Annotated in this window: 25 protein-coding genes, 2 tRNA genes and 2 pseudogenes; 13 read left to right on the top strand and 16 right to left on the bottom strand. The window is 59.7% G+C overall.

Annotated elements, in window-relative coordinates; translation table 11 throughout:
- Nucleotide 1 precedes the first annotated feature (1 nt).
- From O987_RS09015 to O987_RS09000, 4 genes are read left to right on the top strand one after another with little or no spacing between them, the layout of a single operon-like run.
- A complete protein-coding gene (locus tag O987_RS09015) occupies nt 2-1,408 on the top strand; it encodes a multicopper oxidase family protein (protein ID WP_043371781.1) in 1,407 nt (468 codons plus the stop codon).
- Between the two features lie 15 nt (nt 1,409-1,423).
- Nucleotides 1,424-1,906 carry a cupredoxin domain-containing protein gene (locus tag O987_RS09010; protein ID WP_003057087.1) on the top strand — a complete coding sequence of 161 codons (483 nt, stop codon included), beginning with the start codon at nt 1,424-1,426 and terminating at the stop codon, nt 1,904-1,906.
- 19 nt (nt 1,907-1,925) lie between these two features.
- The gene (locus O987_RS09005) at nt 1,926-2,414 is read left to right on the top strand and encodes a DUF411 domain-containing protein (protein ID WP_003057088.1); all 489 of its coding nucleotides are present in this window, start codon (nt 1,926-1,928) and stop codon (nt 2,412-2,414) included.
- Nucleotides 2,415-2,438: 24 nt separating this feature from the next.
- Nucleotides 2,439-2,807 carry a copper-binding protein gene (locus O987_RS09000; protein ID WP_003057089.1) on the top strand — a complete coding sequence of 123 codons (369 nt, stop codon included), beginning with the start codon at nt 2,439-2,441 and terminating at the stop codon, nt 2,805-2,807.
- A gap of 57 nt (nt 2,808-2,864) precedes the next feature.
- On the opposite strand, the gene O987_RS08995 is transcribed toward O987_RS09000, so the two are convergent.
- Nucleotides 2,865-3,374: an ankyrin repeat domain-containing protein gene (locus tag O987_RS08995; protein ID WP_003057090.1), complete on the bottom strand. Its 510-nt coding sequence runs from the start codon at nt 3,372-3,374 to the stop codon at nt 2,865-2,867.
- 1 nt (nt 3,375) lies between these two features.
- Complete coding sequence (locus O987_RS08990; protein WP_043371778.1) at nt 3,376-4,353, bottom strand: SMI1/KNR4 family protein; 978 nt, start codon at nt 4,351-4,353, stop codon at nt 3,376-3,378.
- A 56-nt stretch (nt 4,354-4,409) separates the two neighbouring features.
- Here O987_RS08990 and O987_RS08985 point away from each other — a divergent pair, with 56 nt between their 5' ends.
- Entirely contained in the window at nt 4,410-5,612 is a 1,203-nt protein-coding gene (locus tag O987_RS08985; protein ID WP_043371774.1) for a leucine-rich repeat-containing protein kinase family protein, read from the top strand.
- 3 nt (nt 5,613-5,615) lie between these two features.
- On the opposite strand, the gene O987_RS08980 is transcribed toward O987_RS08985, so the two are convergent.
- A complete protein-coding gene (locus O987_RS08980; RefSeq protein WP_003057093.1) occupies nt 5,616-6,458 on the bottom strand; it encodes a MetQ/NlpA family ABC transporter substrate-binding protein in 843 nt (280 codons plus the stop codon).
- A gap of 205 nt (nt 6,459-6,663) precedes the next feature.
- Nucleotides 6,664-7,500, bottom strand: coding sequence for a MetQ/NlpA family ABC transporter substrate-binding protein (locus tag O987_RS08975; RefSeq protein WP_003057095.1), 837 nt, complete (start codon nt 7,498-7,500; stop codon nt 6,664-6,666).
- Between the two features lie 173 nt (nt 7,501-7,673).
- On the opposite strand from O987_RS08975, the gene O987_RS08970 reads away from it, so the two are divergent.
- Entirely contained in the window at nt 7,674-8,711 is a 1,038-nt protein-coding gene (locus O987_RS08970) for a P1 family peptidase (RefSeq protein WP_003057097.1), read from the top strand.
- On the opposite strand, the pseudogene O987_RS08965 reads toward O987_RS08970, so the two are convergent.
- Together O987_RS08965 and ettA are read right to left on the bottom strand one after the other, a co-directional pair.
- Nucleotides 8,708-10,995 (bottom strand): annotated as a pseudogene (locus O987_RS08965) (DUF1631 family protein). The gene O987_RS08970 and the pseudogene O987_RS08965 sit on opposite strands and share 4 nt — an antisense overlap.
- Nucleotides 10,996-11,043: 48 nt before the next feature.
- Entirely contained in the window at nt 11,044-12,705 is a 1,662-nt protein-coding gene (ettA, locus tag O987_RS08960) for an energy-dependent translational throttle protein EttA (protein WP_019043963.1), read from the bottom strand.
- A 263-nt stretch (nt 12,706-12,968) separates the two neighbouring features.
- Here ettA and O987_RS08955 point away from each other — a divergent pair, with 263 nt between their 5' ends.
- Together O987_RS08955 and O987_RS08950 are read left to right on the top strand one after the other, a co-directional pair.
- Nucleotides 12,969-14,789 (top strand): DEAD/DEAH box helicase, encoded by a 1,821-nt coding sequence (locus O987_RS08955; protein ID WP_043371772.1) that lies wholly within the window; start codon nt 12,969-12,971, stop codon nt 14,787-14,789.
- A 213-nt stretch (nt 14,790-15,002) separates the two neighbouring features.
- Nucleotides 15,003-16,739 carry a M14 family zinc carboxypeptidase gene (locus O987_RS08950; protein ID WP_043371769.1) on the top strand — a complete coding sequence of 579 codons (1,737 nt, stop codon included), beginning with the start codon at nt 15,003-15,005 and terminating at the stop codon, nt 16,737-16,739.
- A gap of 108 nt (nt 16,740-16,847) precedes the next feature.
- On the opposite strand, the gene O987_RS08945 is transcribed toward O987_RS08950, so the two are convergent.
- Nucleotides 16,848-16,924: transfer RNA gene (locus O987_RS08945), tRNA-Arg, on the bottom strand.
- Nucleotides 16,925-17,195: 271 nt separating this feature from the next.
- On the opposite strand from O987_RS08945, the gene O987_RS08940 reads away from it, so the two are divergent.
- Nucleotides 17,196-17,272: transfer RNA gene (locus O987_RS08940), tRNA-Pro, on the top strand.
- Between the two features lie 59 nt (nt 17,273-17,331).
- On the opposite strand, the gene arsH is transcribed toward O987_RS08940, so the two are convergent.
- The 4 genes from arsH to O987_RS08920 are packed head-to-tail and all read right to left on the bottom strand — an operon-like array spanning nt 17,332 to nt 20,130.
- On the bottom strand, nt 17,332-18,048 hold the full coding sequence (gene arsH, locus O987_RS08935) for an arsenical resistance protein ArsH (RefSeq protein WP_003057103.1): 717 nt from the start codon (nt 18,046-18,048) through the stop codon (nt 17,332-17,334).
- Nucleotides 18,035-18,466 carry an arsenate reductase (glutaredoxin) gene (gene arsC / locus O987_RS08930; protein WP_043371767.1) on the bottom strand — a complete coding sequence of 144 codons (432 nt, stop codon included), beginning with the start codon at nt 18,464-18,466 and terminating at the stop codon, nt 18,035-18,037. Before arsC ends, arsH begins: the two co-directional genes overlap by 14 nt.
- A gap of 25 nt (nt 18,467-18,491) precedes the next feature.
- A complete protein-coding gene (locus O987_RS08925) occupies nt 18,492-19,781 on the bottom strand; it encodes an arsenic transporter (protein WP_043371764.1) in 1,290 nt (429 codons plus the stop codon).
- Nucleotides 19,782-19,806: 25 nt separating this feature from the next.
- On the bottom strand, nt 19,807-20,130 hold the full coding sequence (locus tag O987_RS08920) for an ArsR/SmtB family transcription factor (RefSeq protein WP_043371762.1): 324 nt from the start codon (nt 20,128-20,130) through the stop codon (nt 19,807-19,809).
- A gap of 139 nt (nt 20,131-20,269) precedes the next feature.
- Between O987_RS08920 and O987_RS08915 the strand changes: the two genes are divergently transcribed.
- Complete coding sequence (locus O987_RS08915; RefSeq protein ID WP_043371760.1) at nt 20,270-20,524, top strand: hypothetical protein; 255 nt, start codon at nt 20,270-20,272, stop codon at nt 20,522-20,524.
- Between the two features lie 78 nt (nt 20,525-20,602).
- On the opposite strand, the gene O987_RS08910 is transcribed toward O987_RS08915, so the two are convergent.
- Nucleotides 20,603-20,932 carry a hypothetical protein gene (locus O987_RS08910; protein WP_003057110.1) on the bottom strand — a complete coding sequence of 110 codons (330 nt, stop codon included), beginning with the start codon at nt 20,930-20,932 and terminating at the stop codon, nt 20,603-20,605.
- A 127-nt stretch (nt 20,933-21,059) separates the two neighbouring features.
- Here O987_RS08910 and O987_RS08905 point away from each other — a divergent pair, with 127 nt between their 5' ends.
- Both O987_RS08905 and O987_RS08900 read left to right on the top strand, forming a co-directional pair.
- Entirely contained in the window at nt 21,060-21,455 is a 396-nt protein-coding gene (locus tag O987_RS08905) for a Rap1a/Tai family immunity protein (protein ID WP_051962289.1), read from the top strand.
- A gap of 220 nt (nt 21,456-21,675) precedes the next feature.
- Nucleotides 21,676-22,041 carry a hypothetical protein gene (locus tag O987_RS08900; protein ID WP_144244915.1) on the top strand — a complete coding sequence of 122 codons (366 nt, stop codon included), beginning with the start codon at nt 21,676-21,678 and terminating at the stop codon, nt 22,039-22,041.
- Between the two features lie 99 nt (nt 22,042-22,140).
- Here the strand turns inward: O987_RS08900 and O987_RS27905 are convergent.
- A pseudogene (locus O987_RS27905) lies at nt 22,141-22,771 on the bottom strand (glutathione S-transferase N-terminal domain-containing protein).
- 126 nt (nt 22,772-22,897) lie between these two features.
- Here O987_RS27905 and O987_RS08890 point away from each other — a divergent pair.
- On the top strand, nt 22,898-23,215 hold the full coding sequence (locus O987_RS08890; protein WP_043371755.1) for a winged helix-turn-helix transcriptional regulator: 318 nt from the start codon (nt 22,898-22,900) through the stop codon (nt 23,213-23,215).
- A 101-nt stretch (nt 23,216-23,316) separates the two neighbouring features.
- On the opposite strand, the gene O987_RS08885 is transcribed toward O987_RS08890, so the two are convergent.
- The 3 genes from O987_RS08885 to O987_RS28705 form a co-directional block, all read right to left on the bottom strand.
- Nucleotides 23,317-23,673, bottom strand: a complete 357-nt coding sequence (locus tag O987_RS08885) for a GNAT family N-acetyltransferase (RefSeq protein ID WP_235214312.1) — start codon at nt 23,671-23,673, stop codon at nt 23,317-23,319.
- Between the two features lie 173 nt (nt 23,674-23,846).
- A complete protein-coding gene (locus tag O987_RS08880) occupies nt 23,847-24,092 on the bottom strand; it encodes a hypothetical protein (protein WP_043371751.1) in 246 nt (81 codons plus the stop codon).
- 529 nt (nt 24,093-24,621) lie between these two features.
- Nucleotides 24,622-24,900, bottom strand: a complete 279-nt coding sequence (locus tag O987_RS28705) for a hypothetical protein (protein ID WP_144244914.1) — start codon at nt 24,898-24,900, stop codon at nt 24,622-24,624.
- Nucleotides 24,901-24,930 lie beyond the last annotated feature (30 nt).

Raw genomic sequence — 24,930 nt, 5'->3', positions numbered from 1 at the left:
TATGCAACGCCGATCCTTTTTCACTGGCGCGGCCACTGCAGTGGCTGCTGCCACCACCTCAATGGCCGTCAGCCGGGTTGCCATGGCGGCCCTGCCCGAGCCCGTCATGCAAGGCAGCGCCGACACGGCTGCGCCTTTGACGCCGCCCAACGGTCGCCCCTACCAACCGGTGGTCACGCTCAACGGCTGGACCACGCCCTGGCGCATGAATACGGGCGTCAAGGAGTTCCACCTCGTGGCCGAGCCCGTGGTGCGCGAGGTGGCGCCCGGATTTTTCGTCAATATGTGGGGCTACAACGGCCAGTCGCCGGGCCCCACGATCGAAGTGGTGGAAGGCGACAAGGTGCGCATCTTCGTCACCAACCGCCTGCCCGAGAGCACCACCATCCACTGGCATGGCCAGCGTCTGCCCAATGGCATGGACGGTGTGGGCGGTCTGAACCAGCCCCACATCCCGCCGGGCAAGACCTTCGTCTATGAGTTCGAGGCGCGCCGCCCCGGCACCTTCATGTACCACCCGCATTCGGACGAGATGGTGCAGATGGCCATGGGCATGATGGGCTTGTGGATCACCCACCCCAAGACAGCCCACCCGCTGATCGACAAGGTGCAGCGCGACTATGCCTTCCTGCTCAGCGCCTATGCGGTCGAGCCCGGCACCATGACGCCGCGCATCAACGAGATGACGGACTTCAATATCTGGACCTTCAACAGCCGCGCCTTCCCCGCCATCAGCCCGCTGGTGGCTCGTCAGGGCGACAAGGTGCGCATCCGCGTGGGCAATCTGACCATGACCAACCACCCCATCCATATCCACGGCCATGAGTTCGAGGTCACGGGCACCGACGGCGGCCCCGTGCCAAAGTCCGCCCGCTGGCCCGAAGTGACCACTGATGTGGCCGTGGGCCAGATGCGCCAGGTGGAATTCATTGCCGACGAACCCGGCGACTGGGCTTTCCACTGCCACAAGAGCCACCACACCATGGGCGCCATGGGTCACGACGTACCCACCATGATCGGCGTGGACCACCGCGGCCTGGTGGGCAAGATCCAGAAGATCGTGCCCGACTACATGCTGATGGGCGAGCGCGGCATGGGCGATATGGGCACCATGGAAATGCCTCTGCCCGATAACACCTTCCCCATGATGACGGGCCAGGGCCCCTACGGTCCTATCGAGATGGGAGGCATGTTCACCAGCTTCAAGGTACGCAAAAACCTGGGTGCCAACGACTACAAGGACCCCGGCTGGTACCAGCAGCCCAAAGGAACCCGGGCCTATGAATGGCAGGGCGCACCTTTCGATGCCAAGGCTCCCCGCCAGAGCACACCCGGCACCGCTCCCGGTGCCGCCACCGTACGCAAACCCGAGACCGGCCCCGCCACAGGCGCTCACCCCCAGCACTGATGCCAGGAGACTCCCATGAAGACTATTCATTTCATAGCTGCCTGTGCTTTGGCAGCAAGCGTCAGTGCAAGTTTTGCGCATGGAAACAATGCCCATGCCAGCGGTCCCGTGATCAAGGAACAAAAGCCCTGGGGCATTGCCGCCGAGGCCAGGGAGGTCCGGCGCACCATCACCATCCAGATGACGGATGACATGCGCTTCAGCCCCAGTCATTTCAGCGTGAAAAAGGGCGAGACCCTGCGCCTGCGCGTGGTCAACAAAGGCCATCTCATGCACGAGATGGTGCTGGGCACCCGGGCATCGCTTGATGAGCACGCGCGGATGATGCTCAAGTACCCCGGCATGGAGCATGCCGAACCCTATATGGCCCATGTCGCCGCAGGCCAGACCGAAGACATGGTGTGGAGCTTCAACCGCGCAGGCGATTTCGACTTCGCGTGCCTGATCGCCGGCCACTACCAGGCTGGCATGACGGGGCGCATCACCGTCACCGAATAACGCAAGAAAGGAATTCCCGATGACAAGCACCAACCGCCGCCACTCCCTGCATCTGCTGGCCGCCGCTGCCGGCATGGCTGCGCTGCCAGCAATGGCGGCTGCTCCCGCCAGGATTGCCATGGAGGTCTGGAAAGACCCGAACTGTGGCTGCTGCAAGGACTGGATTGCCTTGATGGAGCAGGCTGGCTTTGCCGTCAAGGTGCACGACGTGGGCAACAGCGCCGTACGCGCCAAACTGGGCCTGCCTGGCCGCCTGGGTTCCTGCCATACCGCCCTGGTGGGCGGCTATCTGGTCGAAGGCCATGTGCCAGCCGCCGATGTGCTCAAGCTGCTGAAGCAAAAACCCAAGGCGCTGGGCATCGCCGTACCGGGTATGCCCATTGGCAGCCCCGGCATGGACGGCCCCGAATACGGTGGCCGTAAAGACCCCTATGACGTGCTGCTGGTCACCAAGAGCCTCATGAACAGCGATGTCAGCACCTCCGTCTTCACCAGCTATCGCGGCTGACCCCTCTCAATTCAGGAGAACATGATGAAAAACTTCTTTCACACCATTTTGGCAGCGCTGAGCCTCGGCATTGCACTGGCAGCCCCCGCTTTCGCACAGGATCACTCGGCGCACGCAGGCCATGGGACGATGGCCGATGCTTCGGCAGCCACATCGGCTGGCCGGCCCGATGTGCTGACCGCCGGAGAAATCACCCGTGTGGATGCCCGCACAGGCAAGCTGACGATCCGCCATGAAGCAATCAAGAACCTGGACATGCCTCCCATGACCATGGTGTTTGCGCTGTCAGGCTCCGCACAGTCGGCCTCTTTCAAGGCCGGTGACAAGGTACTGTTCCATGCCGAGGACAAGGATGGCTCGCTGATCATCACCCGCATCGAGCCAGCGTCCTGATGCGGTCTCGCGGCTGAGACGATGACGATGCCACGCAACCATGACATCGTCATCCCGTCACAACCCCGTGGACAGCACTGCCGCATGGCCTGCCACGCGCTCCAGTACATCCCCAGGCACATCACGACCGCCGTGCACCAGCAGATCATGGGCATTGCAACCATGGGTATCTCTTCGCTGGAGATCGACGCCGGCCGACCAGAACCAGCGCACAGCCGCCCACGCGCCATGGTCCACGGCCAAAAGATACGGCGTGCGACCTTTGTCATCCCCGGTCTTGTCCAGGTCGGCCCCCGCTTGGCGCAGCACCTGCAGCATCTCTGTGCGCCCGTTGAAGGCCGCCCAGGCGGTGGCACTCATGCCCGTTGTCAGGCTCACCTGATCCAGCGGGCTGCCTTGCTCCACCAGCCATCGCGCGGCAGCATCGTTGCCGCAATTGAGAGCCGTGATCAGCGCATTGAGGCCGGTGCTCTTTTGCACATAGGCGATATCGTCACCGTCCTTCAGGCGCAGTTCCAGCGCAGCGATATCGCCTTGTTCAGCGGCCTTGAGCAGTTTCATGCTCATCTCAGTACATCCACTTTCGGACCAGTGCCTGCCCAAAGCGCTCGCCCAGCAACACCTCGGCCTGTTCATCGCCATCACCCCGCCCCTGGGCCACGGCGTGATTGCGGCATAGCGACATCAAGGCCAGCGCGTCCAGATAGTCGCCCGCATCGTCGAACATACGGGTCAGCAAGGGGCTGCAGTCATGGTCCAGATACCAGACCGAGCCATCGCGGCGGTCAAAGCACCAGAGGTTGCCATTGCCCAGGTAGTCCCCGAACACCACCAGCTCACTCAACTTCGCCTTCAAGGCCTGCGCCTGTTGCGGCGCACTCATCTCCACAATATCGGCGATGCCCGGAAACACGACTTGCACCGGACCGATGGCGTCCATGTCTGCATCCGGCGCCATGAGATCAAAGCGCGGACTCAACAAGCGCTCGGCCCAGTCCAGAACACCGAGCTGCAAAAGATAGTCACGCAAGGACTGGGACAGATTGCAACCCAGGCGCCATTCGCACAGGCGCAGCTCGGCCAGGCTGAAGGGCTTGGCTTGGGCAGGCTCTTCATCCATCCAGGCATGAGCCTGCAGGCCTTGGTACCAGTACGCCAGTCGCTGCTCTGCCGTGGCATTGATCGTCAGCCAATACGGCTTGGGCACATCGGCCTGAACCCACACATCATGGCTTTCTACAAAGCGCTGGCTGCGCCCGAACTCGGCCTGCAGAAAACAGGACCATGCCACCGCGTCCGCAGAGGAAGGCCAGTGCATCTGGGCGAGTACCGCCACCGGCATCCAGGGCTTATGGCCCATGCGCGGCACCTCATTCGCATCACGCACCACAAAGCGCACGGCAGGCTGTTTCAGCAGATCTGCTGCCGGTGACTGATTTGGCGCATCAAGCTGGGCAGCGGCATCGGTAGGCAGATCCACCCAGTCGCTCGGCGCGAGTTCGGGTAATGCCTGCACCAGCGCAGGCAGGTCTTTGAAGATTTTCATGCAGGCATTTCGTGTTTTCTGTGCATTTCGTGCGCGGGACTTAGACTGCGTGTCCTATGTTGACGCTAGAACAGTTTCACTCCGGGCTGGCCAATGGTTCACTGGCCCGTGCACACCATATCAGGCTCAGCGATGGGCTGACCGAGTTCCCCGCCGCGCTGTATCAGCTGACCGAGACGCTGGAGGTCCTCGATCTTTCGGGCAACCAGCTCAGCACCCTACCCGATGATCTGACGCGTTTTGCGCGGCTGCGCATTCTGTTTGCCTCGAACAATCCATTCAGCGAACTGCCCCGCGTGCTGGGTCATATGCCGCAGCTCGAGATGGTGGGCTTCAAGGCGTGCCGCATCATGCATGTGCCCGAGGACAGCCTGCCGGCGCGCCTGCGCTGGCTGATTCTCACGGACAACCACGTGCACCAGTTGCCCGAATCCATGGGCCAATGCACGCGCCTGCAAAAGCTCATGCTGTCGTGCAACCAGCTGAGGCAGTTGCCCCAGAGCCTGCAACATTGCCAGGCGCTGGAGTTGCTACGCATTGCAAGCAACCGTTTCGAAGATGCTCCTGAAGTCATCTTCCGGCTGCCTCGCCTGGCGTGGCTGGCGCTGGCAGGTAACCCAATGACTCAAAAACAGGAGCTGGATACGCTTTCAGGGCATGGGATTGAGCCCATTTCTTATCAAAATTTGCAGATCGCTGTCAAGCTGGGCGAAGGCGCCAGCGGCCATATCTACCGCGCCAGCCTCAACGGACAGGAGCTGGCACTCAAGGTTTTCAAGACCGCCCAGACCAGCGACGGTACGCCGCAATCCGAACTGGCAGCAGGCATTGCGGCAGGACAGCATCCTCATCTGCTGACGCCACTGGCGCAGGTTCTGGGCGCTCCTGAGGGGCAAATGGCCACGGCCCTGCCCCTGCTGGATTCAGCCATCCAGCCGCTAGCCTGGCCGCCAAGCTTCGACAGTTGCACACGTGATGTCTATGACCCCGAACTTCGCCTGCAAGCCGACCAGGCCCAGCATCTGCTGCAAGGCATACGCTCCGCCATCACCCATCTTCACGGCCGTGGTCTGCTGCATGGAGATCTATACGCCCACAATATCCTGTGCAATCTGCAGACCGGGCAGGCCGTGCTGAGCGACTTTGGCGCCGCCGCGCTTTTGCAAGGCCTGCCCGAAACGCAGCAAGCGCAGCTGCAGCAGATCGAGCTGCGTGCGCTGCGCCACCTGGAAAACGAGGTTCAGGCCCTTGTCGGCTGAGGCTTATTGCAAAAATGCGGGCTTGGCATAACCCGCAAACTTGCTGTCCACCACGCCCTTGAACTCGGCGGACTTGTAGGCTGCAGCCAGATCCTTGGCCCATTGGGCATCCTTGTCCTTGGTCTTGACAGCCACGATGTTCAGATAATGCTCGGGCGTTTTTTCCAGCAGCACCGAATCCGACAGTTTCAGGCCCGAGGAAATCGCAAAGTTGCCGTTGATGATGGCGTACTGCGCATCATCGAGCGCACGCGGCAGATGAGCCGCATCCAGGGGTACGAGCTTGATCTTCTTGGGATTGGAGGCCAGATCCAGCTCGGACACGCGCAGCGGGTTCACGCCCTCCTTGAGCTTGACCAGTCCGGCCTGCTGCAGCAGCAGAATGCCCCGTGCCAGATTGCTGGCGTCATTGGGCAGGGCGATGCGATCTCCCTCCTTCAGCTCAGCCAGGCTCTTGCGCTGCTTGCTGTAGACGCCCATGGGAGCAATCGGCCCCTGGACCAGGGCCGTCAGATCGAGCTTGCGGTCGCCCTTGAACTGGTTGAAATAGACCTCATGCTGGAAGAAGTTGGCATCGAGCGAGCCATCGGCCAGGGCCAGATTGGGCTGCACATAGTCGTTGAACTCCACCAGACGCACCTTGTAGCCCTTTTTCTGCAGGATGGGGACGATGCCGTATTGCAGCTGATCAATGTTGGAGCCTGCCGTGCCGCCAATGACCAATTGCTTTTTGCCCGCGTCCTGGGCCGCCGCCGGCAAGACGCCCATGACCAGTGCAGCGCCTGCCAGCAGAGTGGTGGCCAGAAGACTGCGGCGGCGCCGTGCCACGGAAAAAAGGTGGGTCATGCTTGCTCCTCGTTGATGTACTGAGTTTTGATGCGAAAGGTTTGGCTCTGCAGCATGCAGAGGCCTTTGCAGTATCCAGACCGCGGAGACAAATTCCAACTAATAAAAACCTATGCTCTTATTTGCTTTTCATCTAAAACCAGCAAATCCACAGGCATGAAAAAAGGGCCGCATTGCGGCCCTTGGCGTCTTCAGCCCAGCCCGATCACTTCAGGAAGGCAGGCTTGGAGTAGCCGGGAAACTGGCTGTCCACCACGGCCTTGAACTCAGGCGAGCGGTAGGCGGCGGCCAGATCCTTGGCCCACTGGCTGTTTTCGTTGCCGGTCTTCACGGCCACCACGTTCAGGTACAGATCGGGAGTCTTTTCCAGCACCACGGCTTCGCTCAACTTCAGACCCGAGGAAACGGCAAAGTTGCCGTTGACCACCACATAGTCAGCGTCTTCGAGCACGCGGGGCAACTGGGCTGCCTCCAGCGCCACAAACTTGAGCTTGTGGGGATTGGCGGCCAGATCCAGCTCGGAGATACGGGCCGGGTTCACCCCTTCCTTGACCTTGACGAGGCCGGCCTGCTGCAGCACCAGCAATGCACGCGCTAGGTTGCTGGGATCATTGGGCAGTGCCACCTTGGCGCCGCTCTTGATATCGGCCAGAGACTTGTGCTTCTTGCTGTAGACACCCATGGGCGCCACCGGGCCTTGCGCAATCGCGCTCAGCGCCAGCTTGCGGTCGGAGGTGAACTGGTCGAAATAGGCGCGGTGCTGGAAGAAGTTGGCATCCAGCGATCCGTCGGACAGCGCCAGATTGGGCTGCACATAGTCGTTGAACTCGATCAGCTTGATCTGGTAGCCCTTTTTCTGCAGCTGGGGCACTATGCCTTTTTGCAGCAGGTCGTAATTGGAGCCGGCGGTGGCGCCAATCAGCAGATTCTTCTTGGCCGGGTCCTGGGCCAAAGCGGGCACACCGGCGGTCGCCAGCAATGCGACTGCGGCAGTGGCCAGAACGGCACGGCGGCTGGCGGCAAAGGAAAAATGGGCGGGCATGGATCACTCCTTGAATTGGATGCGCGTGGGCAGCACGGTTCTCATTTGGGTTCTCATTTGTTTACCGGACTGCAACAATGTAGTAAGTATGAAGCTTACACGGGCAAACCCTAAAGAATAAAACCCCATCTGTTTATCCATAAAAGCATATAAAGAGTTCAAGGAGTAGCGGCATGAGTGCTTTTTCAACCATCGAGGATCTGCTCGCGCATGACGGCCATATCGCTCGCGTGCAAGGCATCTCCATCGGCCATTTCAGCGACCCGCGCCGCCCCACGGGCTGCACGGTCGTGCTCTGTCCTCAAGGTGCCGTGGGCGGTGTGGATGTGCGCGGCGCCGCCCCTGGCACGCGCGAGACCGATTTGCTGCACCCCAGCAATCTGGTGCAGGAGGTCCACGGCATCATGCTGGCCGGCGGCAGCGCCTGGGGGCTGGACGCGGCCACAGGGGCCGTGCGCTGGCTGGAAGAGCAAGGCGCCGGCCTGAATATCGGTGTGGGCCGGATTCCGCTGGTGCCGGCGGCCGTGCTGTTTGACGTGATGATGGGCGATATGCGCATACGCCCCGATGCTGCGGCCGGCTATGCCGCCTGCCGGAATGCGGGGCCGGACTCCGGCACCGGGCGCCCCGCCGAAGGCAGCGTGGGCGCTGGCGCGGGCGCCGTGGTGGGCAAGGTCTTCGGGCATGAGCGCGCCATGAAGGGCGGCCTGGGCACGGCCAGCTTTACCGTCGATGGAGTCACCGTGGGAGCCATCATTGCCTGCAATGCCTTGGGCGATGTGCTCAACCCCTTTAGCGGCGAGTTGCTGGCCGGGGCACGCACAGCAGACGGCCTGCAATTGCGTGGCACCCGCGATGCCTTGCTGGCAGGCGAGGAGCCCAGGCCGGTTCTGGCCGGCAGCAACACCACGATTGGCGTCGTGGCGACCGACGCCATCATCAGCAAGGCTCAGGCCCACCGCCTGGCCGTGGTAGCCCATGATGGCCTGGCACGTGCCATCAACCCCGTGCACACCATGAGCGATGGCGACAGCCTGTTCGCCCTGGGTACGGCGCGCAGTGGCAAGTCGTTGGGAATGATGACGCTGAGCACATTGGCCGCCGAAGCCGTAGCCGTAGCCACCGCGCGCGCAGTCTTGCTCGCCCAATCGGTGCGGATCGAGGGCCAGGCAACGCAGCCTAGCCATCAGGATCTACGTGCAGGAAGCTAGGCAATCGCCTCAAGTCGCCGCAACTGCCCCTGGATCAGCAGCTTGTCGCGCATGCGCCGCGTCATGGACTGGGTGCTTCCGTCCTCGGCCGTAAACAAAAACAGGCTTTGCTGCGGACTGACCCAGGTCAACTTGGTTCGTAGTTGCTGACGCTCGTTGCACAGTTCCACCCAAGTGCCTAAAGGCCATTCGACAGCCTCCTCAGGTCTGCCCTGGCCCATGACGGCTTGCGCGGGCATCGGGCTGGATGCCACGGCGGCACCGACCGTCTTCTGCGGCGTTGTCTTGAAGACAGGTCTGGAAGAATCGTATGCCGCCCGGGTTTGCGTTTCTTGCGCCACCACCGTCACCGCAGGCATATCTTCGACTCTGTCTGTCAGTACCGGCAAGGTGATATCCAGCCTTGCGCGCACGGTTTCCGCGGCTCCTTGCTGACCCGCCAGCACGCTCGGCGATTCACCCGGCACGCCCGCCCTGACAAGGTCGTTCGAGCCGATCCGATTCGCGGCCTCGGCCATATCCAGCGCCCGCTGCTGCAGACTGCCCAAACGCGCAGCCAGCGCAGCAATTTCGACATCGGTGCGGCCCACGCTGCGCAAGCCCCGCGCCAGACGTCGCTGCAGCTTGGGCGCAAGCTCCACCAGCCGCGTCATATCCTGGGCTGCCTGTGGAGACACGCTCCACAACAAGCTGGGCACCAGTGCCAGATAGCCGCCCGGGTCACGCTCCTGCCCTGGCTCGGCCCGCTGCTGCGCCTGGGCAATCACGCCGGCCCAAGGGCCGGTCACAAAGTCCAGAATATCTTCGGGCACGCCCTTCGCACTGGGCAGGCTGCGAATCATCTGCGCCAGTTGCAGGGCATCGGGCTTGATCCGTTCAATGGAGCCCACGATCTGGCCGTCCAACAGCCCCAGCGCCGAGCTCATCAGCCCTGGCCGCGTGGACTGCTCGGCTTCGGCCTGCTGGCCCAATGCCGCAATGTGGCTCATGCGACCTTCCGGCGGCCACTGCTCGCGCACAAATTGCAGCACCTGGGCAAACATGTGGGCACTTGCGGCCCCTGCACCGGCCAGCTGGTTCGCCGCAACCTCGGCCACGGCGATGAAATGAGCAAACCCCAAAGCAGATTCGCTGGCAAACCAGAGGCTGCGAGCCGTCAGCTCATCCAGCAGCTGCCGTGCCGGATGCAAGCGATCTTCAAAGAACGCTGCGTCCTGAGACACCAATTGACTCAGCACGGGTTCGAGCTGCAGCAAGATCCGCTGCACGGGCGGCAGCAGGCGACCGTCACTGGTCATATGGCTCATCATGCGATGCAGCGTACGCATCTGAATCAGGGCACTGGGCGCCTGACTGGGCTGCGCTGGGCGCAGCCCCCCCCCAGCACACTGGGTACCCAAGGCTGCTGAGATGTCTGCAAGGCATTGGCCGAGTACGAAGTCCAGCCTGGCTCCAGGCCCAGGTCATGCATGGGGGCCATGACAGCGGGCTCGGTCTCGGACCAGCTCGCCAGCATGGAATCCGTCAACGACTGCGGCACGGTGCAGCGCGAGTCGTCAATCCAGCGTAGATCCGAAGCCAGCTCCTGCAGCAAGCGCAGGGTCAGCAGGCACTGGGACCGGGTGTCGCGATCCGCACCGTATCGGGCAGGCTGCACTCCATGCTGGCGCAGCAAATTGGCGGTGCGGGAGTATTCGGAAGCCAGAATGGAGCCCAGTTGCTGCGACATGAATTCATGCCAGCAATCGGCCACTTCGGTGGCAGGTTGCACGGCCGTCAGCGACTGGCTCAAAGCGCGTACATAGTTCTGCAGTCGCAGCGGATTGCACTCGGGCCGTGCAGACTCAAGCCCCTGAGCGCCGCTCATCAACGCGTCCAGATCTGCCAGCGCCAGTTCGACCTGTGGCTCGACCATCTGCACCAGCTTGTGCTCGGCCTTAAGCTGACGATTAGCTGACTCAGCCATGGCCGCCAATGGCAAAAGCCTGCCGTTGACGGTATCGAGCGTCTGCGCAGAAAAGGAAAAAGGTTGGCGCGCTGACAGCACCAGCGCCTCCAGCAAATTCTGCGGAAAGCTGCTGATCACCGAAGCCCGGTGCTGCTGCAGGTTGTGCAGCGCCGCGCCGAGCACATCGCGCCTTGCAGGGTGGAAACCGGTTGAAAGCGATTGCTCCAACGCATATTCGGTGCGCTGCAACAATCGCAGCGCAAATGCATCAGCGCCACGCACTGCCTGGACAAGGCAGGTGCGCAGCACGGAAACGGATGCATGTGCGAGGCTCATAGCCCCTAAGAATACCCGTTCCAGCCGAGGCTGGAATCATTTTGTCGCTTACTTCAACGCCTTGTAACGAACACGCTTGGGTGCAGCGCCTTCTTCGCCCAGTCGCTTCTTCTTATCAGCCTCATATTCCTGATAGTTACCATCAAAGAAAACCCATTGCGAGTCGCCTTCAGCGGCCAGGATATGCGTGGCAATACGGTCCAAGAACCAACGGTCGTGGGAGATGACCATCACGGTACCGGCATATTCCAGCAGCGCATCTTCCAGCGCACGCAGAGTTTCCACGTCCAGGTCATTGGAGGGCTCGTCCAGCAGCAGCACGTTGCCGCCCTGAATCAAGGTCTTGGCCAGATGCAGACGGCCGCGCTCACCACCGGAGAGGTTGCCGACCTTTTTCTGCTGATCCTGGCCGTTGAAATTGAAGCGCCCGGCGTAAGCACGGGAAGCCATGGTGAACTTGCCGACATTGATCATGTCAAGACCGCCGGAGATATCTTCCCAGACGGTCTTTTCGTTGGACAGTTCGTCGCGATGCTGATCCACAAAGGCCATCTTCACAGTCTGGCCGATGTCCACCGTGCCGGAATCGGGCTGCTCCTTGCCCGCGATCAGCTTGAACAGCGTCGATTTACCCGCGCCGTTGGGGCCGATGATGCCGACGATAGCACCTGCCGGAACATTCATCGACAGGTTGTCGATCAGCATGCGGTCACCAAAGGACTTGGAGACATTGGTGAACTCGATGACCTTGGAGCCCAGACGCTCGGCCACAGGAATGAAAATTTCCTGTGTTTCGTTGCGCTGCTGGTATTCGTAATCGCTCAGCTCTTCGAAGCGCGCAATACGGGCCTTGGACTTGGCCTGACGCCCCTTGGCGTTCTGGCGTACCCATTCCAGTTCCTTCTTCAGGGCCTTGGCACGTGCTTCTTCGCCCTTTTGCTCGGCTTCCAGGCGGTTGCCCTTCTGGATCAGCCAGTCGGAGTAGTTGCCCTTGTAGGGAATGCCGTGTCCACGGTCCAGTTCCAGAATCCACTCGGCGGCGTTATCAAGGAAGTAGCGGTCGTGGGTAATGGCCACCACGGTGCCGGAGAAGCGATGCAGAAACTGCTCCAGCCAGTCCACGGATTCGGCGTCCAAGTGGTTGGTCGGCTCGTCCAGCAGCAGCATGTCTGGCTTGGACAGCAGCAGCTTGCACAGTGCCACTCGGCGCTTTTCACCACCGGAGAGCTGGCCCACGATGGCATCCCAGGCGGGCAGACGCAGCGCGTCGGCAGCAATTTCCAGCTGGTGCTCGGAGTCGGTGCCAGCGGCAGCAATGATGGCTTCCAACTCGCCCTGCTCGGCAGCCAGCGCATCAAAGTCAGCGTCTTCTTCGGCGTAAGCGGCGTACACCTCTTCCAGACGGGCCTTGGCGTTGTTCACCGCCGCCATGGCTTCTTCCACGGCCTGGCGCACGGTGTGCTCGGGGTTGAGCTGGGGCTCCTGGGGCAGATAACCGATGGACAGACCGGCCATGGGGATGGCTTCGCCTTCGAATTCCTTGTCCACGCCAGCCATGATCTTCAGCAGCGACGACTTGCCAGAGCCGTTCAGGCCCAGCACGCCGATCTTCGCGCCTGGAAAGAAACTCAGTGAAATATCCTTCAAGATCTGGCGCTTGGGCGGCACAGTCTTGGTCAGGTGGTTCATCGAAAAAACGTATTGAGCCATGTCCGAAATGCTTTGAGTTACTTGGATTTATGCAAAAAAGTGTGCCGCTTTACACGGCAATCAAACCATGATTATCGGTGCATGCGACAATACCCCTCGCAACAGGCGTCCAGTTGCCTGCTGCAGCAGCACTTCAGCTGGGGACAAAGGAAGCGTTTCCAAGCTCCCAACACGCAAACTTATCTGCCTACAACTGGCCAGGCACCCCACGGGTGCCATGACAGGCTGATACCCCGCGCCCAGGATTGGCGCAATTGATCACAATGACATTTGAAGAACTGAATCTGGCCCCAGCTATTCTGAAGGCCGTGCAAGAACAGGGTTATGAAAACCCGACCCCCATTCAGGCACAAGCCATCCCTCTGGTTCTCGCCGGGCACGATCTGCTGGCCGGCGCCCAGACTGGAACCGGCAAGACAGCCGCCTTCACGCTGCCCATGCTGCAGCGCCTGGCAAGCGGCACTGCGCCCAAGAACAAGTTTGGCGGCAAGGGCATTCGCACTCTGGTGCTGACCCCTACTCGCGAACTAGCGGCCCAGGTGGAAGAAAACCTGCGCGGCTATGCCAAGTATCTGGACATCACCTCGACCGTGATTTTCGGCGGCGTGGGCATGAAGCCGCAGATCGCCCGCATTGAAAAAGGCGTGGACGTTCTGGTCGCCACGCCCGGCCGTCTGCTGGACCTGGCCGGACAGGGCTTTATGGACCTGTCCACGGTCGAAATGCTGATCCTGGACGAAGCCGACCGCATGCTAGACATGGGCTTCATCCATGACGTCAAGAAGGTCTTGGCGCTGGTGCCCAAGGACAAGCAAAGCCTGCTGTTCTCGGCCACCTTCAGCGATGAGATCCGTGAGCTGGCCAACGGACTGCTGCGCAACCCCCAGTCCATCCAGGTCACTCCGCGCAACACCACCGTGCAGCGCATCAAGCAGGTGATCCACCCCGTGGGCCGCGGCAAGAAAAAGCAGGTACTGCTGCACATCATTCAGGAAAACAACTGGAGCCAGGTGCTGGTCTTCACCCGCACCAAGTTTGGCGCCAACAATGTGGCCGAGTACCTGACCAAGAATGGCGTTTCCGCCATGGCCTTGCACGGCAACAAGAGCCAGAGTGCCCGCACCCAGGCCTTGGAAGGCTTCAAGACGGGTGAGCTGCGAGCGCTTGTGGCGACAGATATTGCAGCCCGCGGCATCGACATCGACGAACTGCCTAACGTGGTCAACTACGAGATCCCCAATATCTCGGAAGACTATGTGCACCGTATCGGCCGCGCAGGCCGCGAAGGCAATGCAGTCAGCCTGGTCTGCATGGACGAAGAAGGCTTCATGATGGATATCGAGCGCTTTACCAAGCAGGAGATTCCGGTGCAGCCCATCGAAGGCTTTGGCCCTGAAGAAGGTGAAATCGCCGAACCCATCGCCATGGGCCGCCAGACTCTGTGGGGTGGCGCAGGCAAGCCTCCCAGCCGCGATGTGATGCAGGCAGCGGCCAAGGCGGCCCGCCAGGAAATGATGGAGCGCATCCGCTCCAACAAGGCGCCCACCGGCGGCCGCGGTGGCCGTCGCCCTGCTGCTGGAGATGCCCAGCAAGGCGAAGCAGAAGGTGAAGCACCGCAACACCCCGCACGCCAGCACAAGCCCCGCAGCAACAACCGCGTCAACAACCAGCGCGGCCAGGGCCAGCAAGCTGCCGAACGCGGCGAACGCAACTCCGATCGCGGCACAGAGCGCAGCAATTCCTTCGGCCCGAGCGACCGTGCTCCACGCCCCCAGGGCAACAACGATCAGCAGCGCGCTCCCAAGCGCGGCGGCGCCCGCCAGCTCGGTGATCGCGAACGCGGCAACCGCTACGACGACCAGCCCCCCCGCGCCGATGCGCACCTGGGCACGCAGCAAGGCCATGCCCGCCACAACGGCGCGCGCGGCAGCAATGCCGGTGGCCAGCCCGACCCCATGCGCACCAGCGTGGACAGCATGGCTGACCGTGGTCGCCGTGGCGGCTTTGGCGGCGGTCGCGGTGGCTTCGGTGGAGGCAATCGCGGTGGCAACCGTGGAGGCTTTGGCGGCGGTTACAGCCGTTAATCCACGGCCTCCTTGGTTGAAGGCGTGAAATCGCCTTCAGCCCACCGTCCCGAAGGGCTGCAATCTCCAATATTGCAGCCCTTCTGTTTTTTCCAGCTGCAGCATCGCTGCCCGCTGACAGCCGATCGCAAGCCAGCCGACCTAATATGGGCTCCAGATGTGCGAAGCTTGAGCTTTCGCTCTTGGCATGTTCTTTTTATCTGCGTTGAACTTATGACATTTCTCACCAAGCCTGTTTTCTCTCATGCCAAGCGCACGCAGTCCGTCTGGACTCAAAGCATGCTCAAGCTGACGATAGTGGGCTCGGCAGTGCTGTTGACGGCCTGTGCCAATGTGCAGTTGCAGCCCTGGACTGGCATGTCAGGCCCGGCACCGACTGCGAACGCCCCAGCGGCCACTTCACCCACTCCTCCCTCAACGGTCAGCCAGCCGGTTCCCCCTTCACCACAGCTGACATCACTGCCCTATAACCCTGCCATCGAGTCTCGCTTCCCCGACCCCACCACGCTCTACGACACACCGGGTCTGGGCAACGGACGACAGCAGTTCAGCACACAGACAGAAATTTCTGCATGGCTGCAATCTGTGAGCAGCAAAGCCAGCAACGGGTCCCAGCTGTCCACTGTCACCATCGGCACCTCTCAACGAGGGCTACCGATTCAAGCCCTTATTGCCACACGGGGCCAAAGCACGCAGGCAACAGCCATCAACAGCAACGACAAACCCACGGTTCTGCTGGTCGGCGGCCAACGTGGCGACGAACCCGCCAGCACAGAAGCCTTGCTGGTCGTCGCACGCGAATTGGGCCAGGGCGGCCTGCTGGCGCCATTGCTGCAACAGATCAACATCATCATCTTGCCCCGGGCCAACCCTGATGCGGCGGGCTCGGCCAGCCACGTTACGGCAGACGGCACAGACCTTGTTCACGATCATCTGCTGCTCAGCACTCCGGAGGCACAGGCCCTCGCTCGCCTGACCCGCAACTACCGCCCGGCTGCTGTGATTGACTTGCGTGAATTCGCTGCGGCAGGCGTGCTGCTGCAGAAGTTTCAGGCTGTGCAGCGCTACGATGTGCTGCTGCAACCCGCGGCCACGGCCAATGCACACGAGTTCGTCAACAAGGCTGCACGAGAGTGGTTCAGCCTGCCTGTACGCAACGCACTCAAGCAGGCAGAGCTCAGCAATGAATGGTTTTTTCAGCCCAGCGCTCAGCCTGAGGACAAGTCGCTGTCCATGGCCGACTTGACTGCGGACACCCTCGCCAACACCAGTAGCCTGAAAAACTCTGTTGCCCTGCTCATCGCCAGCCGCGGCTCCGATCTGGACCGCCTGCATATTCAGCGTCGTGTGCACAGTCTGGTCACTGCAGCAACGGCTGCCTTGCGTGCAACGGCAGAGAAATCGAAAAATCTGAAGCAGGTCGAGTCCTTCGTCTCCCGCGACATTTCCGCTCTCGCTTGCCGCAGCACTCTGACTATCCAGGCCAGGCAGACCCCCGAGCAGCGCACCATCCACATGCTGCAGGCCGACTCCGGTCAGGAAATCGAGGCTCGTGTCGACTGGAACTCGTCGCTGAGCATCAAGCCCGAGCAAAGCCGTCACCGCCCATGCGGCTACTGGCTGTCCGCTGACTCCGCGAGAGCCGTCGACCGTTTGCGCCTGCAGGGAGTGCAAGTCATGCAGATTGCGGAATCTGGCCAGATGCTTGCAGAAAACTACACTCCTTCCCGCTCCGGCAGCAACACCCCCGTGCTGACGCGCGGCGCCATTGAAGCACCCATGGGCAGCTACTACATCACCCTCAACCAGGCAAAAGCCCATTTGGCGACTGCAGCCCTGGAGCCCGACACACCCTTCAGCTATGTAAGCAAAAGCCTGATTACGGCACCCACAGACATTGCACGTGTCGTCGCTGCACCGTCGGTCGTTTTTGAAGAAGAAATGGAATAAAAACGTAAGCCAGGATCGCAGAGCTGTCAAAACACTCTGCGGCAAACCGCTGATACAGAACCAAAAAATCCATTCATGCAATTGCATGAATGGATTTTTTGGTTCATGTGGCCTGCCCGACAGGGATCGAACCTGTGACCCACAGCTTAGAAGGCTGTTGCTCTATCCAACTGAGCTACGGGCAGTTTGACTGAAACAACCCAGCAAAGCTGGGTTGTTGAAAAATGGCTGTCGGGAATTGAACCCGCGTTAGCCTCTTATTCTAAGCGGCTTGCAAGGCATCGGTGCAAAATTGATGCGATTTCTGCAGTTGCAACGGACACCATGCGACACGACGTCAGCGCAACAAACGAGTACCTGATGCAATGCAAGGCATCATCGAAATATCTCTTTGCGTCAAACTGAAACAGGAATTTCAAATTTTCGAGCCCGATTTAGCGCTATATTAACACCCTTCGGAGCGTAGCGCAGCTTGGTAGCGCATCTGCTTTGGGAGCAGAGGGTCGCGAGTTCGAATCCCGCCGCTCCGACCAAACGATACAAGGCCTTGGGTTGCAAAACCCAAGGCCTTTTGTCTATACGCCGGTATCGCTCAAATGCTTCGCTGGTTGACCCGTTTGGACAGCTCTTCAGCACTTTCACGGCGCTCGCTATATCGATCCACCAGGTAGTCCGAACAGTCTCGCGTCAGCAGCGTGAACTTGACCAGCTCTTCCATCACATCCACCACTCGCTCGTAGTATGAAGAAGGCTTCATCCGGCCGGCCTCATCGAACTCGGCGAATGCCTTGGCAACGGAGGACTGATTGGGGATGGTGATCATGCGCATCCACCGGCCCAGTACCCGCATCTGGTTGACCGCATTGAAGGACTGCGAGCCACCCGAGACTTGCATCACCGCCAACGTCTTGCCTTGCGTCGGTCGCACAGCACCAGCGGACAAAGGGATCCAGTCTATCTGCGCTTTGAGGATGCTGCTCATCGCACCATGACGCTCAGGAGACGTCCAGACCATACCCTCGGCCCACACAGCCAGCTCACGCAGTTCCTTGACCTTTGGGTGATCGTCAGGGGCTCCGTCGGGTTGCGGCAGGCCACGCGGATCGAAGATCCTGGTCTCGGCACCCATCTTGCGCAGCAGGCGCGCGGCCTCTTCGGTCAGCAGTCGGCTATAGGAGCGGTCGCGAACCGAGCCATACAGCAGCAGAATGCGCGGCGCATGCGCAGCACGTTGTGCGGGCAGCAAGCCTTCCAGGCTGGGCTTTTCAAATACTTGTTCGTCCAGATTCGGTAGATCAGAGCTTGCCAATTCGATTTCCTTTCGAGTCAATGACGGCTTCCCCGTCTTCTTTGGAAAATGCGGCCTGTTGAGGCTGCGGCAGGATGTCCAGTACGGCCTCCGAGGGACGGCACAAGCGGGTTCCCAGAGGGGTGACCACTATCGGCCGATTGATCAGGACGGGATGCTGCAGCATGAAGTCCACCAGTTGCTCGTCGGTCCATTGAGGATCGCCAAGGCCCAGTTCGTCATAAGGCGTACCTTTTTGGCGCAACACATCGCGCACAGGCATGCCCATGGCTTGGATCAGGCCCACCAGGGTGGCGCAATCAGGAGGCGTCTTGAGGTACTCAATGACCTTGGGCTCCTCCCCGCTGTTGCGGATCAGGGCAAGTACATTGCGAGAGGTGCCGCAAGCAGGGTTGTGATAAATCGTGATGTCACTCATAGCGCACTATTTCCGTTGCAAAGGTTCATGACGCCACGCTGAGCCGCAGGGCCAGCGCTGCAAGTGTGATGAGCAGCACGGGCATGGTCAGCACCGCACCGACTTTGAGGTAGTAGCCCCAGCCAATCGTTGTGCCCTTCTTGGCGAGCACATGCAGCCAAAGGAGCGTGGCCAGGCTGCCAATCGGCGTGATTTTGGGCCCCAGATCGCAGCCAATCACATTGGCGTACACCATGGCCTCCTTGACCGCCCCGCTGGCCACGGAGGCATCGATGGACAAGGCTCCGATCAAGACTGTGGGCATGTTGTTCATGATGGAAGACAGCACCGCAGACAGCACGCCTGTGCCCAGTGATGCGGTCCATACACCACCGGCTGCAAACTGATTCAGCAACACGGCGATGACATCCGTAAGGCCCGCGTTGCGCAGCCCGTAGACCACCAGATACATACCCAGCGAGAACACCACGATCTGCCATGGAGCGCCATGAAGCACCTTCCTGGTGCTGATGGCATGGCCGCGCGCAGCCACCGCCAGCAAGATCGCAGCCCCCACGGCGGCCACGGCACTGACGGGAACGCCCAGAGGCTCCAGAGCGAAGAAGCCGACCAGAAGCAAGACCAGCACGGCCCAACCAGCCTGGAAGGTGGCCAGATCCTTGATCGCAGCCGATGGCTGCTTGAGCTGGGCCATGTCGTAGAAGGCAGGAATATCGCGTCGGAAAAACAGCAGCAGCACCCCGAGGCTGGCCAGGACCGAGACGATGTTGACCGGCACCATCACCGATGCGTAGTCGTTGAAGCCAATCTTGAAAAAGTCGGCGGAGACGATATTCACCAGATTGGAGACGATCAGCGGCAGGCTGGCCGTGTCGGCAATAAATCCGGCGGCCATGACAAACGCCAGCGTTGCTGCCGCAGAAAAGCCCAGCGCCAGCAGCATGGCCATCACGATGGGCGTGAGAATCAGGGCGGCTCCGTCATTGGCAAACAGGGCCGAAACGGCGGCACCCAGCAGCACGATGAAAGCAAACAGCTTGACTCCGCTCCCCCCACCCCAGCGGGCAAAGTGCAGCGCGGCCCATTCAAAGAATCCGGCCTCATCCAGCAAAAGGCTGATGATGATGACGGCGACAAAGGTCGCCGTGGCATTCCAGACGATATTCCAGACCACCGGAATATCAGAAAGATGCACAACCCCCAGCAGCAGCGCGATACCGGCTCCCATCGAGGCGCTCCAGCCAATGCCAAGGCCGCGTGGCTGCCAGATGACCAGCGTCAAGGTGAAGATGAAAATCAGAATGGCCGTCAACATTGAACTGCTCCTCGCAACAACTACTTCAGCGCAGGCATAAAGCCGCAGCGTCTGGGGTGCAGGCAGCGCCCTGGCAGCAGTTCTCGGTGAGATAGCCCAGCAGGCCATTCATGACGGGGAACGCAGCGCGATAGAGCACATTGCGCCCCTGCCTCTCCTGACTCACGAGCTCGGCATGGAACAGCTCCTTAAGGTGAAATGACAGTGCATTGGGAGCGATACCCAGTTGCTGCGCCAATGCGCTGGGAGTCAGCCCTTCAGGCCCGGCAACCACCAACGCACGAAAAACGCGCAAACGTGCTTCATGGGCCAGCGCGGAGAGGGAACGGATCACTTGGGCTTCTTGCATAAGTAGATAATACAACTATTGTTGAATTATTGACGCAAAGTATCTGCGTTGCAGAAGGGCGATGGAAGGACCTATTTACGAACGCACACCAACTGGCAGCTTGTAGCCGCATCCAACTATGGTCTGAGACAATCGCGCCATGACCGATGAATCACCGATCCACACCGTCCACAAGCGCGTTTGCCAGTCCTTCCTGAGGCACTGGAAGGCCCACAACAACGCCTACCCCAAGCTCATCAAAATGCCACCGGAAGAGCTGCGGCAGTTCAACATCGTCAACTCCTTCGGCAAGCCCAACGAGTTATGGGGCGTTCCGATCGAGATCGACGCCAGCACCACGGGCGTGATGATTGCGGTCGATGGAACGGAAATGCCCTTGGTCGAAGGCTATTGAGGGGGGCGCCGCACCTCTGCATGAGAACATGCCAAAAGCCCGCCAAGGCGGGCCTTTTTGCGGGCTGTCAGTGCGCGGCTAGCGCTTCATCTGATCACAAGTGCTTTTCTGTTTTGCCGCAGTCAAGGTGCCCCACTTCTTCTTGAAGTCGGATGCGTAGCCAACATACATCTTGTCGTAGCTGGCGGAAGTCACGCCGAGGTCCTTGATCGCCGCGTCACGTTGCTTGATGCGGCCAGCCTCCACATCCTGGGCGCTCATGTGTCCACAAGCCAGAGCGAGCTCATTCATGCTCGCAGCCATATTGATGGTGCCTGAAGCTATCGCCGCTTTTGCATCATCGGCATGTGCAGAAAAAGCCATGCCTGCCGACATCGATGCTGCCAAGATCATCAGTGCTGCTTTCATGAGCATTCATCTCCTCAAGTGTGAGCGAGCATCGTACTGACTTCATCGCGTACGACTACCCCTCGCCGGAGGGGATGTGCTTCAGAGTCGCTCTGATACATTCCTTCGCAGAGGAGGATTGGGACAGATGAGAGCTTTTCAGGGAACAGCCGCTTTGTTGGTCGCCTTGTTCTGCGGACCACATCTGCATGCGCAGCAGATCACAGGAAATGAGCTGTACCAATGGCTTTCTGAAGCAAAAAGCTCTCAAGCGGGTATCACGTCGGACGGCCAACAGACCAACATCGCTCGCGGGTATGTTTTAGGAGTTACCGAAACACTGGTGTCATCCAAAATCATCTGCATACCAGATGGCATCACACGCGACCAGATCTTGGACATCATGCCTATGATGCTCCACGCCCGGCCCCAGCTCAGGCACTTGAATGCCAACCGACTGGTCGCATCAGCATTGCAAGATGTCTTCCCCCTGCAAGCCAAAGTAGATTGCAACTGCTCTGCGACATTCCTTCACTCGGGATGAATAAGAGAGATGAGAGCTTGTCAGATTGCCACAGCTGGCGTGGCCTTTGTAGTTCCAGCTGGGCGCGCAATCAAACCGCTGGTTGTGAGTAACTGCCCCGTACAGTCGTCAAGAGCCCCTTCCGCGCATCTGCCCACCACATTCCGATGGCCCTGAGGGGGCGATAGCGGCCCCGCCGCGGCCTCCAGCGACTGAAGTCAAGCGCAAAGCAGCGTCTGACATGCTGACAGGATCAGGCAAAGATAACCGTCCTGCCCCGGACTACGATGGTTACTCCCACACACCATCACCAAACAAGGCTGCCATGCCACACCAAATCCAGAAGCTAGAACAACTGCGCGAATTCACGCTGGGCATGCAGGCCGCGTTCCTTGCAGTCATGGGGGCCCTCATCAGCACACACCCCGATCCCAAAACGCTGCGCGCTGTTCTGGAGCTATACCGGCAACGCGAACTTGCCTATATTGAAGACAAGGAATTGTCGAAGCCCGCGCTGGACGCGTTCCTTCATATGTGGGCCCGGGTCGACTCAGAAAGCCAGCACTCCCTGAAAATGCGTCAGCAGCAACTTCGAGCTCGGGGCTGAAGCACGCATCAAACTGGACCCGCATTGCGCCATCAGCGCGGCGGCCTCCAACATGCCTGCTGCAGCACATAACCTTCGCTGCCGTGCACATTGCGAAAGCTATTGCAGCCCTTCTGCGCTCAGCGCCTTTCTCACCGCGGGCCTCTCACGCATACGCAAATACCAGCTCCTCAGATTTTCGAGACCATCGAAGTGAATATTGGCCTTGTATGTGGGAAAAAGCCACTCGGCCTGTCCCCATTGGGTTAAGGCATACAGGTATCAATCAGCAACGGAGTATTCGCCCGTTAGAAATCTCCTTACCGCAAGTTGTGCATTGATCCTCTCGTAGCGTTTTTCCAGCTTGGGCGTTGCTGATTGTGTGCCATACCTTCCGGCTTGTACCGGATAGAGCAGTGGTATGAATCCCTTGTGGATTTCAGAAGTTAAAAAATTGAGCCATTCTTGGAGCAGGTAGCGCTCTATGGAGCCATGTGCCGGAGCCAGCTGCAAGTCAGGGCTGAGGTCCGCAAGGTACTGCAGTATTGCCGGGCCTTCACGCAGCAATCTGCCGTCGTTCAGCTCCAGAAGTGGTGCATAGCCAAAGGGGTTGAGGTGCAGGAAGTTTCGCCCATCCTCGGTCACATGCGTTTTGGTAGTCCACCTTGACGGGTGTGAAGTCCAGCTCCAATTCGTGCAGGACGATATGAGGGGCTAGCGAGCAGGCCGCGGGGATGTAGTACAGCTTCATCGCAGTATTCCGATCTATGACATGCGCTGTGACATACAGCGCTGAAGGCTAGTTTTCATCGACCGGCAAAAAATCTGCAGATAGGTTAAAAAAATATACCTAGACCACCGTTTGGAGAGATGTGCCATGAAGGTCAATGTCAGTGGCTGCTCAGTCGAAGAGGCCATGCGGTTGCTGGGAGGTCGATGGCGCTTATTAATAGTCTCCTATCTTGTAGATGGACCTAAGAGACTCAACGAGTTGCGCCGAGACATAACAGGAATTTCGCAGCGCTCACTGACCTTGGACCTGCGTGCTCTCGAAAAGTCAGGCCTAGTCAAAAGAACGGTGTGGCCCAGTGCTCCCGTCCGGGTCGATTACGAGTTGACGCTCGATGGCAAGCGCTTGAAACCCGTAGTCAACGTAATGAAAGAGTTTGGGATGTGGCTGAAACAAAAAAGCTAGCACTTCCCGGCAGGCCAAAGATGAGGCCCTCTTGAGTCTGAAGTCTCAAGCTCTGCGGCCGCTCTGGCCACAAGCTGCCCCCTGCGCAGAACCCCAAGCAGTTATGCGCGCTGCTTTTTCAGCCGTATATCGCCGCTCCCAATATCGACTTCATCGCCCCATCCGAGGTAACGATAGGGACGCGCAGCTCGGCTTTCTTTGGCGATCTCAAGCCAGGCTGATGCATGTTGCTGAAATAAGGCTTGCTCACAGGCATGGGTGAGAGCTGTTCCGATTCCGCATCCTTCATGCTCGGGCAGTACAAATAGCGCAAACAGACATGCGCTGTCCAGGTCCACCATGGCGAACCCGACGACCTCATCATTGACAGCGGCAACCCAAGAGCAAGGAGCACCGAGAACCGCCTGCGAAATGGAGTCTGGCGTGACACCGATGGCAGACAGTTCCTCTGCGGTCATGGTGTCCTCCCCGACAGCGGCTCTGACTCTGAACATGGCATCCATATCGGAGACAGACGCAGGTCGAATTTGAGGAGTAGGAGCCTTGCTTTTCATCGCCAAATTCTAGGTGGCCCAAGCCTGTGATCATGCAATGAGCAACCGCATCTGCGCAGCATAAAGCGACACATGGACTACAGCTGAGTCAGTTCAATCGAATCCGTGAATCGCAGTGCCTCATCAAGCAAGCTTTGCAGCGCCACGGCCGCTATGGTGCGATCCACCAAGTGATCAATGAAATAAAACCCGTCCGGCTCTACAACGTAGCCATCCGCATCGCACATCAACTCTCTATTTACTGCATTTGGCAGCTTTTGTAGCAAGGCAGCGGGGTCGTAACTGCCCGGCACAGAAAATTTGATTTTGTACTCTAGTCCCATGTCTCTCGGTCTGGCTTCAGGGTAGCCGAGCTTATCCCATGGCCAAACGCGATGAGCCGCTGCCTATATGGCGTTACGCTGCAACTGCTCTGGTCAGCCATAACTATCTGCAAGCTTCAGCCCCCCGCTCCAGCGGGCTTTTTTTACGCCCACCAGTCGTCTCGGATTTCATTGATCACCCAGGCCACCAGCACGGCCAGGATCCAAAGGCCAACCATTTGCATCATGAGGGTAGACATCGCCGCTCTCCTTGAAGTGCGTGATGCCCCAATGGTGCGCCCTCCTCGCCCGTGGTTCAAGCGCGAACAGCTCAGCCAATACGGGCTTTTGCAGCTCTCCACACGTGAATAGGATAGTAAAAAGGCTTTTTGGCTAGTGTTTATTCACAGCACAAGGTCAGCATTTCTATACTTCATCCACTATGGCAAAACCGCTGCAATGGGTCCCCCGGCTCATGCATCGGCACGGTAGGGCAAGCAGAAGGCGTCACAGACGGTAGCGGGATACAAGAGATCGACGTTCGCTCAAGTCAGTATTCCTCTGCCCCGGATGGAATCGGCAACAGGAACATCGAAAGACCACGCGAATTCCATCCGCTAGGCCCATACGGCGGTGAGACATTCCGGGAAGCCAAGAGCAGCAGCGCCCACAGAGCAGTCGGCACCAGGCCCTGAGCGACATCAGGGACGCCTGATTCAGCCAGGACGGCCAATGAGCCGCCCTGAATCAGAGCGATGAAGTCTCTTGGGTTCCAGCCATCTTCGGACGGCTTATTGGCGTCTGGATATTTTGAAATGTGAGTCTTCAAGCTGCCGCAATCTCCATGTGCCCTCCCCTG

The sequence above is a fragment of the Comamonas testosteroni TK102 genome (genome assembly GCF_000739375.1).
Classification (GTDB): Bacteria; Pseudomonadota; Gammaproteobacteria; order Burkholderiales; family Burkholderiaceae_C; genus Comamonas; species Comamonas brasiliensis.
Note: the sequence above shows the minus strand (reverse complement) of the source record. Positions and strands in the feature narration are given on the sequence as shown.

Bases quoted from the DNA above. Each gene is read 5' to 3' on its own strand.
- O987_RS09010 (WP_003057087.1), top strand. From the start codon at position 1,424: ATGAAGACTATTCATTTCATAGCTGCCTGTGCTTTGGCAGCAAGCGTC.
- O987_RS09005 (WP_003057088.1), top strand. From the start codon at position 1,926: ATGACAAGCACCAACCGCCGCCACTCCCTGCATCTGCTGGCCGCCGCT.
- O987_RS09015 (WP_043371781.1), top strand. From the start codon at position 2: ATGCAACGCCGATCCTTTTTCACTGGCGCGGCCACTGCAGTGGCTGCT.
- O987_RS08905 (WP_051962289.1), top strand. From the start codon at position 21,060: ATGAGAGCTTTTCAGGGAACAGCCGCTTTGTTGGTCGCCTTGTTCTGC.
- O987_RS08925 (WP_043371764.1), bottom strand. From the start codon at position 19,781: ATGTTGACGGCCATTCTGATTTTCATCTTCACCTTGACGCTGGTCATC.
- arsC (WP_043371767.1), bottom strand. From the start codon at position 18,466: ATGAGTGACATCACGATTTATCACAACCCTGCTTGCGGCACCTCTCGC.
- O987_RS08985 (WP_043371774.1), top strand. From the start codon at position 4,410: ATGTTGACGCTAGAACAGTTTCACTCCGGGCTGGCCAATGGTTCACTG.
- O987_RS08975 (WP_003057095.1), bottom strand. From the start codon at position 7,500: ATGCCCGCCCATTTTTCCTTTGCCGCCAGCCGCCGTGCCGTTCTGGCC.
- O987_RS08900 (WP_144244915.1), top strand. From the start codon at position 21,676: ATGCTGACAGGATCAGGCAAAGATAACCGTCCTGCCCCGGACTACGAT.
- O987_RS08995 (WP_003057090.1), bottom strand. From the start codon at position 3,374: ATGAGCATGAAACTGCTCAAGGCCGCTGAACAAGGCGATATCGCTGCG.
- O987_RS08915 (WP_043371760.1), top strand. From the start codon at position 20,270: ATGACCGATGAATCACCGATCCACACCGTCCACAAGCGCGTTTGCCAG.
- O987_RS08910 (WP_003057110.1), bottom strand. From the start codon at position 20,932: ATGAAAGCAGCACTGATGATCTTGGCAGCATCGATGTCGGCAGGCATG.
- ettA (WP_019043963.1), bottom strand. From the start codon at position 12,705: ATGGCTCAATACGTTTTTTCGATGAACCACCTGACCAAGACTGTGCCG.
- O987_RS08970 (WP_003057097.1), top strand. From the start codon at position 7,674: ATGAGTGCTTTTTCAACCATCGAGGATCTGCTCGCGCATGACGGCCAT.
- O987_RS08920 (WP_043371762.1), bottom strand. From the start codon at position 20,130: ATGCAAGAAGCCCAAGTGATCCGTTCCCTCTCCGCGCTGGCCCATGAA.
- O987_RS08955 (WP_043371772.1), top strand. From the start codon at position 12,969: ATGACATTTGAAGAACTGAATCTGGCCCCAGCTATTCTGAAGGCCGTG.
- O987_RS08990 (WP_043371778.1), bottom strand. From the start codon at position 4,353: ATGAAAATCTTCAAAGACCTGCCTGCGCTGGTGCAGGCATTACCCGAA.
- O987_RS08950 (WP_043371769.1), top strand. From the start codon at position 15,003: ATGACATTTCTCACCAAGCCTGTTTTCTCTCATGCCAAGCGCACGCAG.
- O987_RS08980 (WP_003057093.1), bottom strand. From the start codon at position 6,458: ATGACCCACCTTTTTTCCGTGGCACGGCGCCGCCGCAGTCTTCTGGCC.
- O987_RS08890 (WP_043371755.1), top strand. From the start codon at position 22,898: ATGAAGGTCAATGTCAGTGGCTGCTCAGTCGAAGAGGCCATGCGGTTG.
- O987_RS08885 (WP_235214312.1), bottom strand. From the start codon at position 23,673: ATGACCGCAGAGGAACTGTCTGCCATCGGTGTCACGCCAGACTCCATT.
- O987_RS08880 (WP_043371751.1), bottom strand. From the start codon at position 24,092: ATGGGACTAGAGTACAAAATCAAATTTTCTGTGCCGGGCAGTTACGAC.
- O987_RS09000 (WP_003057089.1), top strand. From the start codon at position 2,439: ATGAAAAACTTCTTTCACACCATTTTGGCAGCGCTGAGCCTCGGCATT.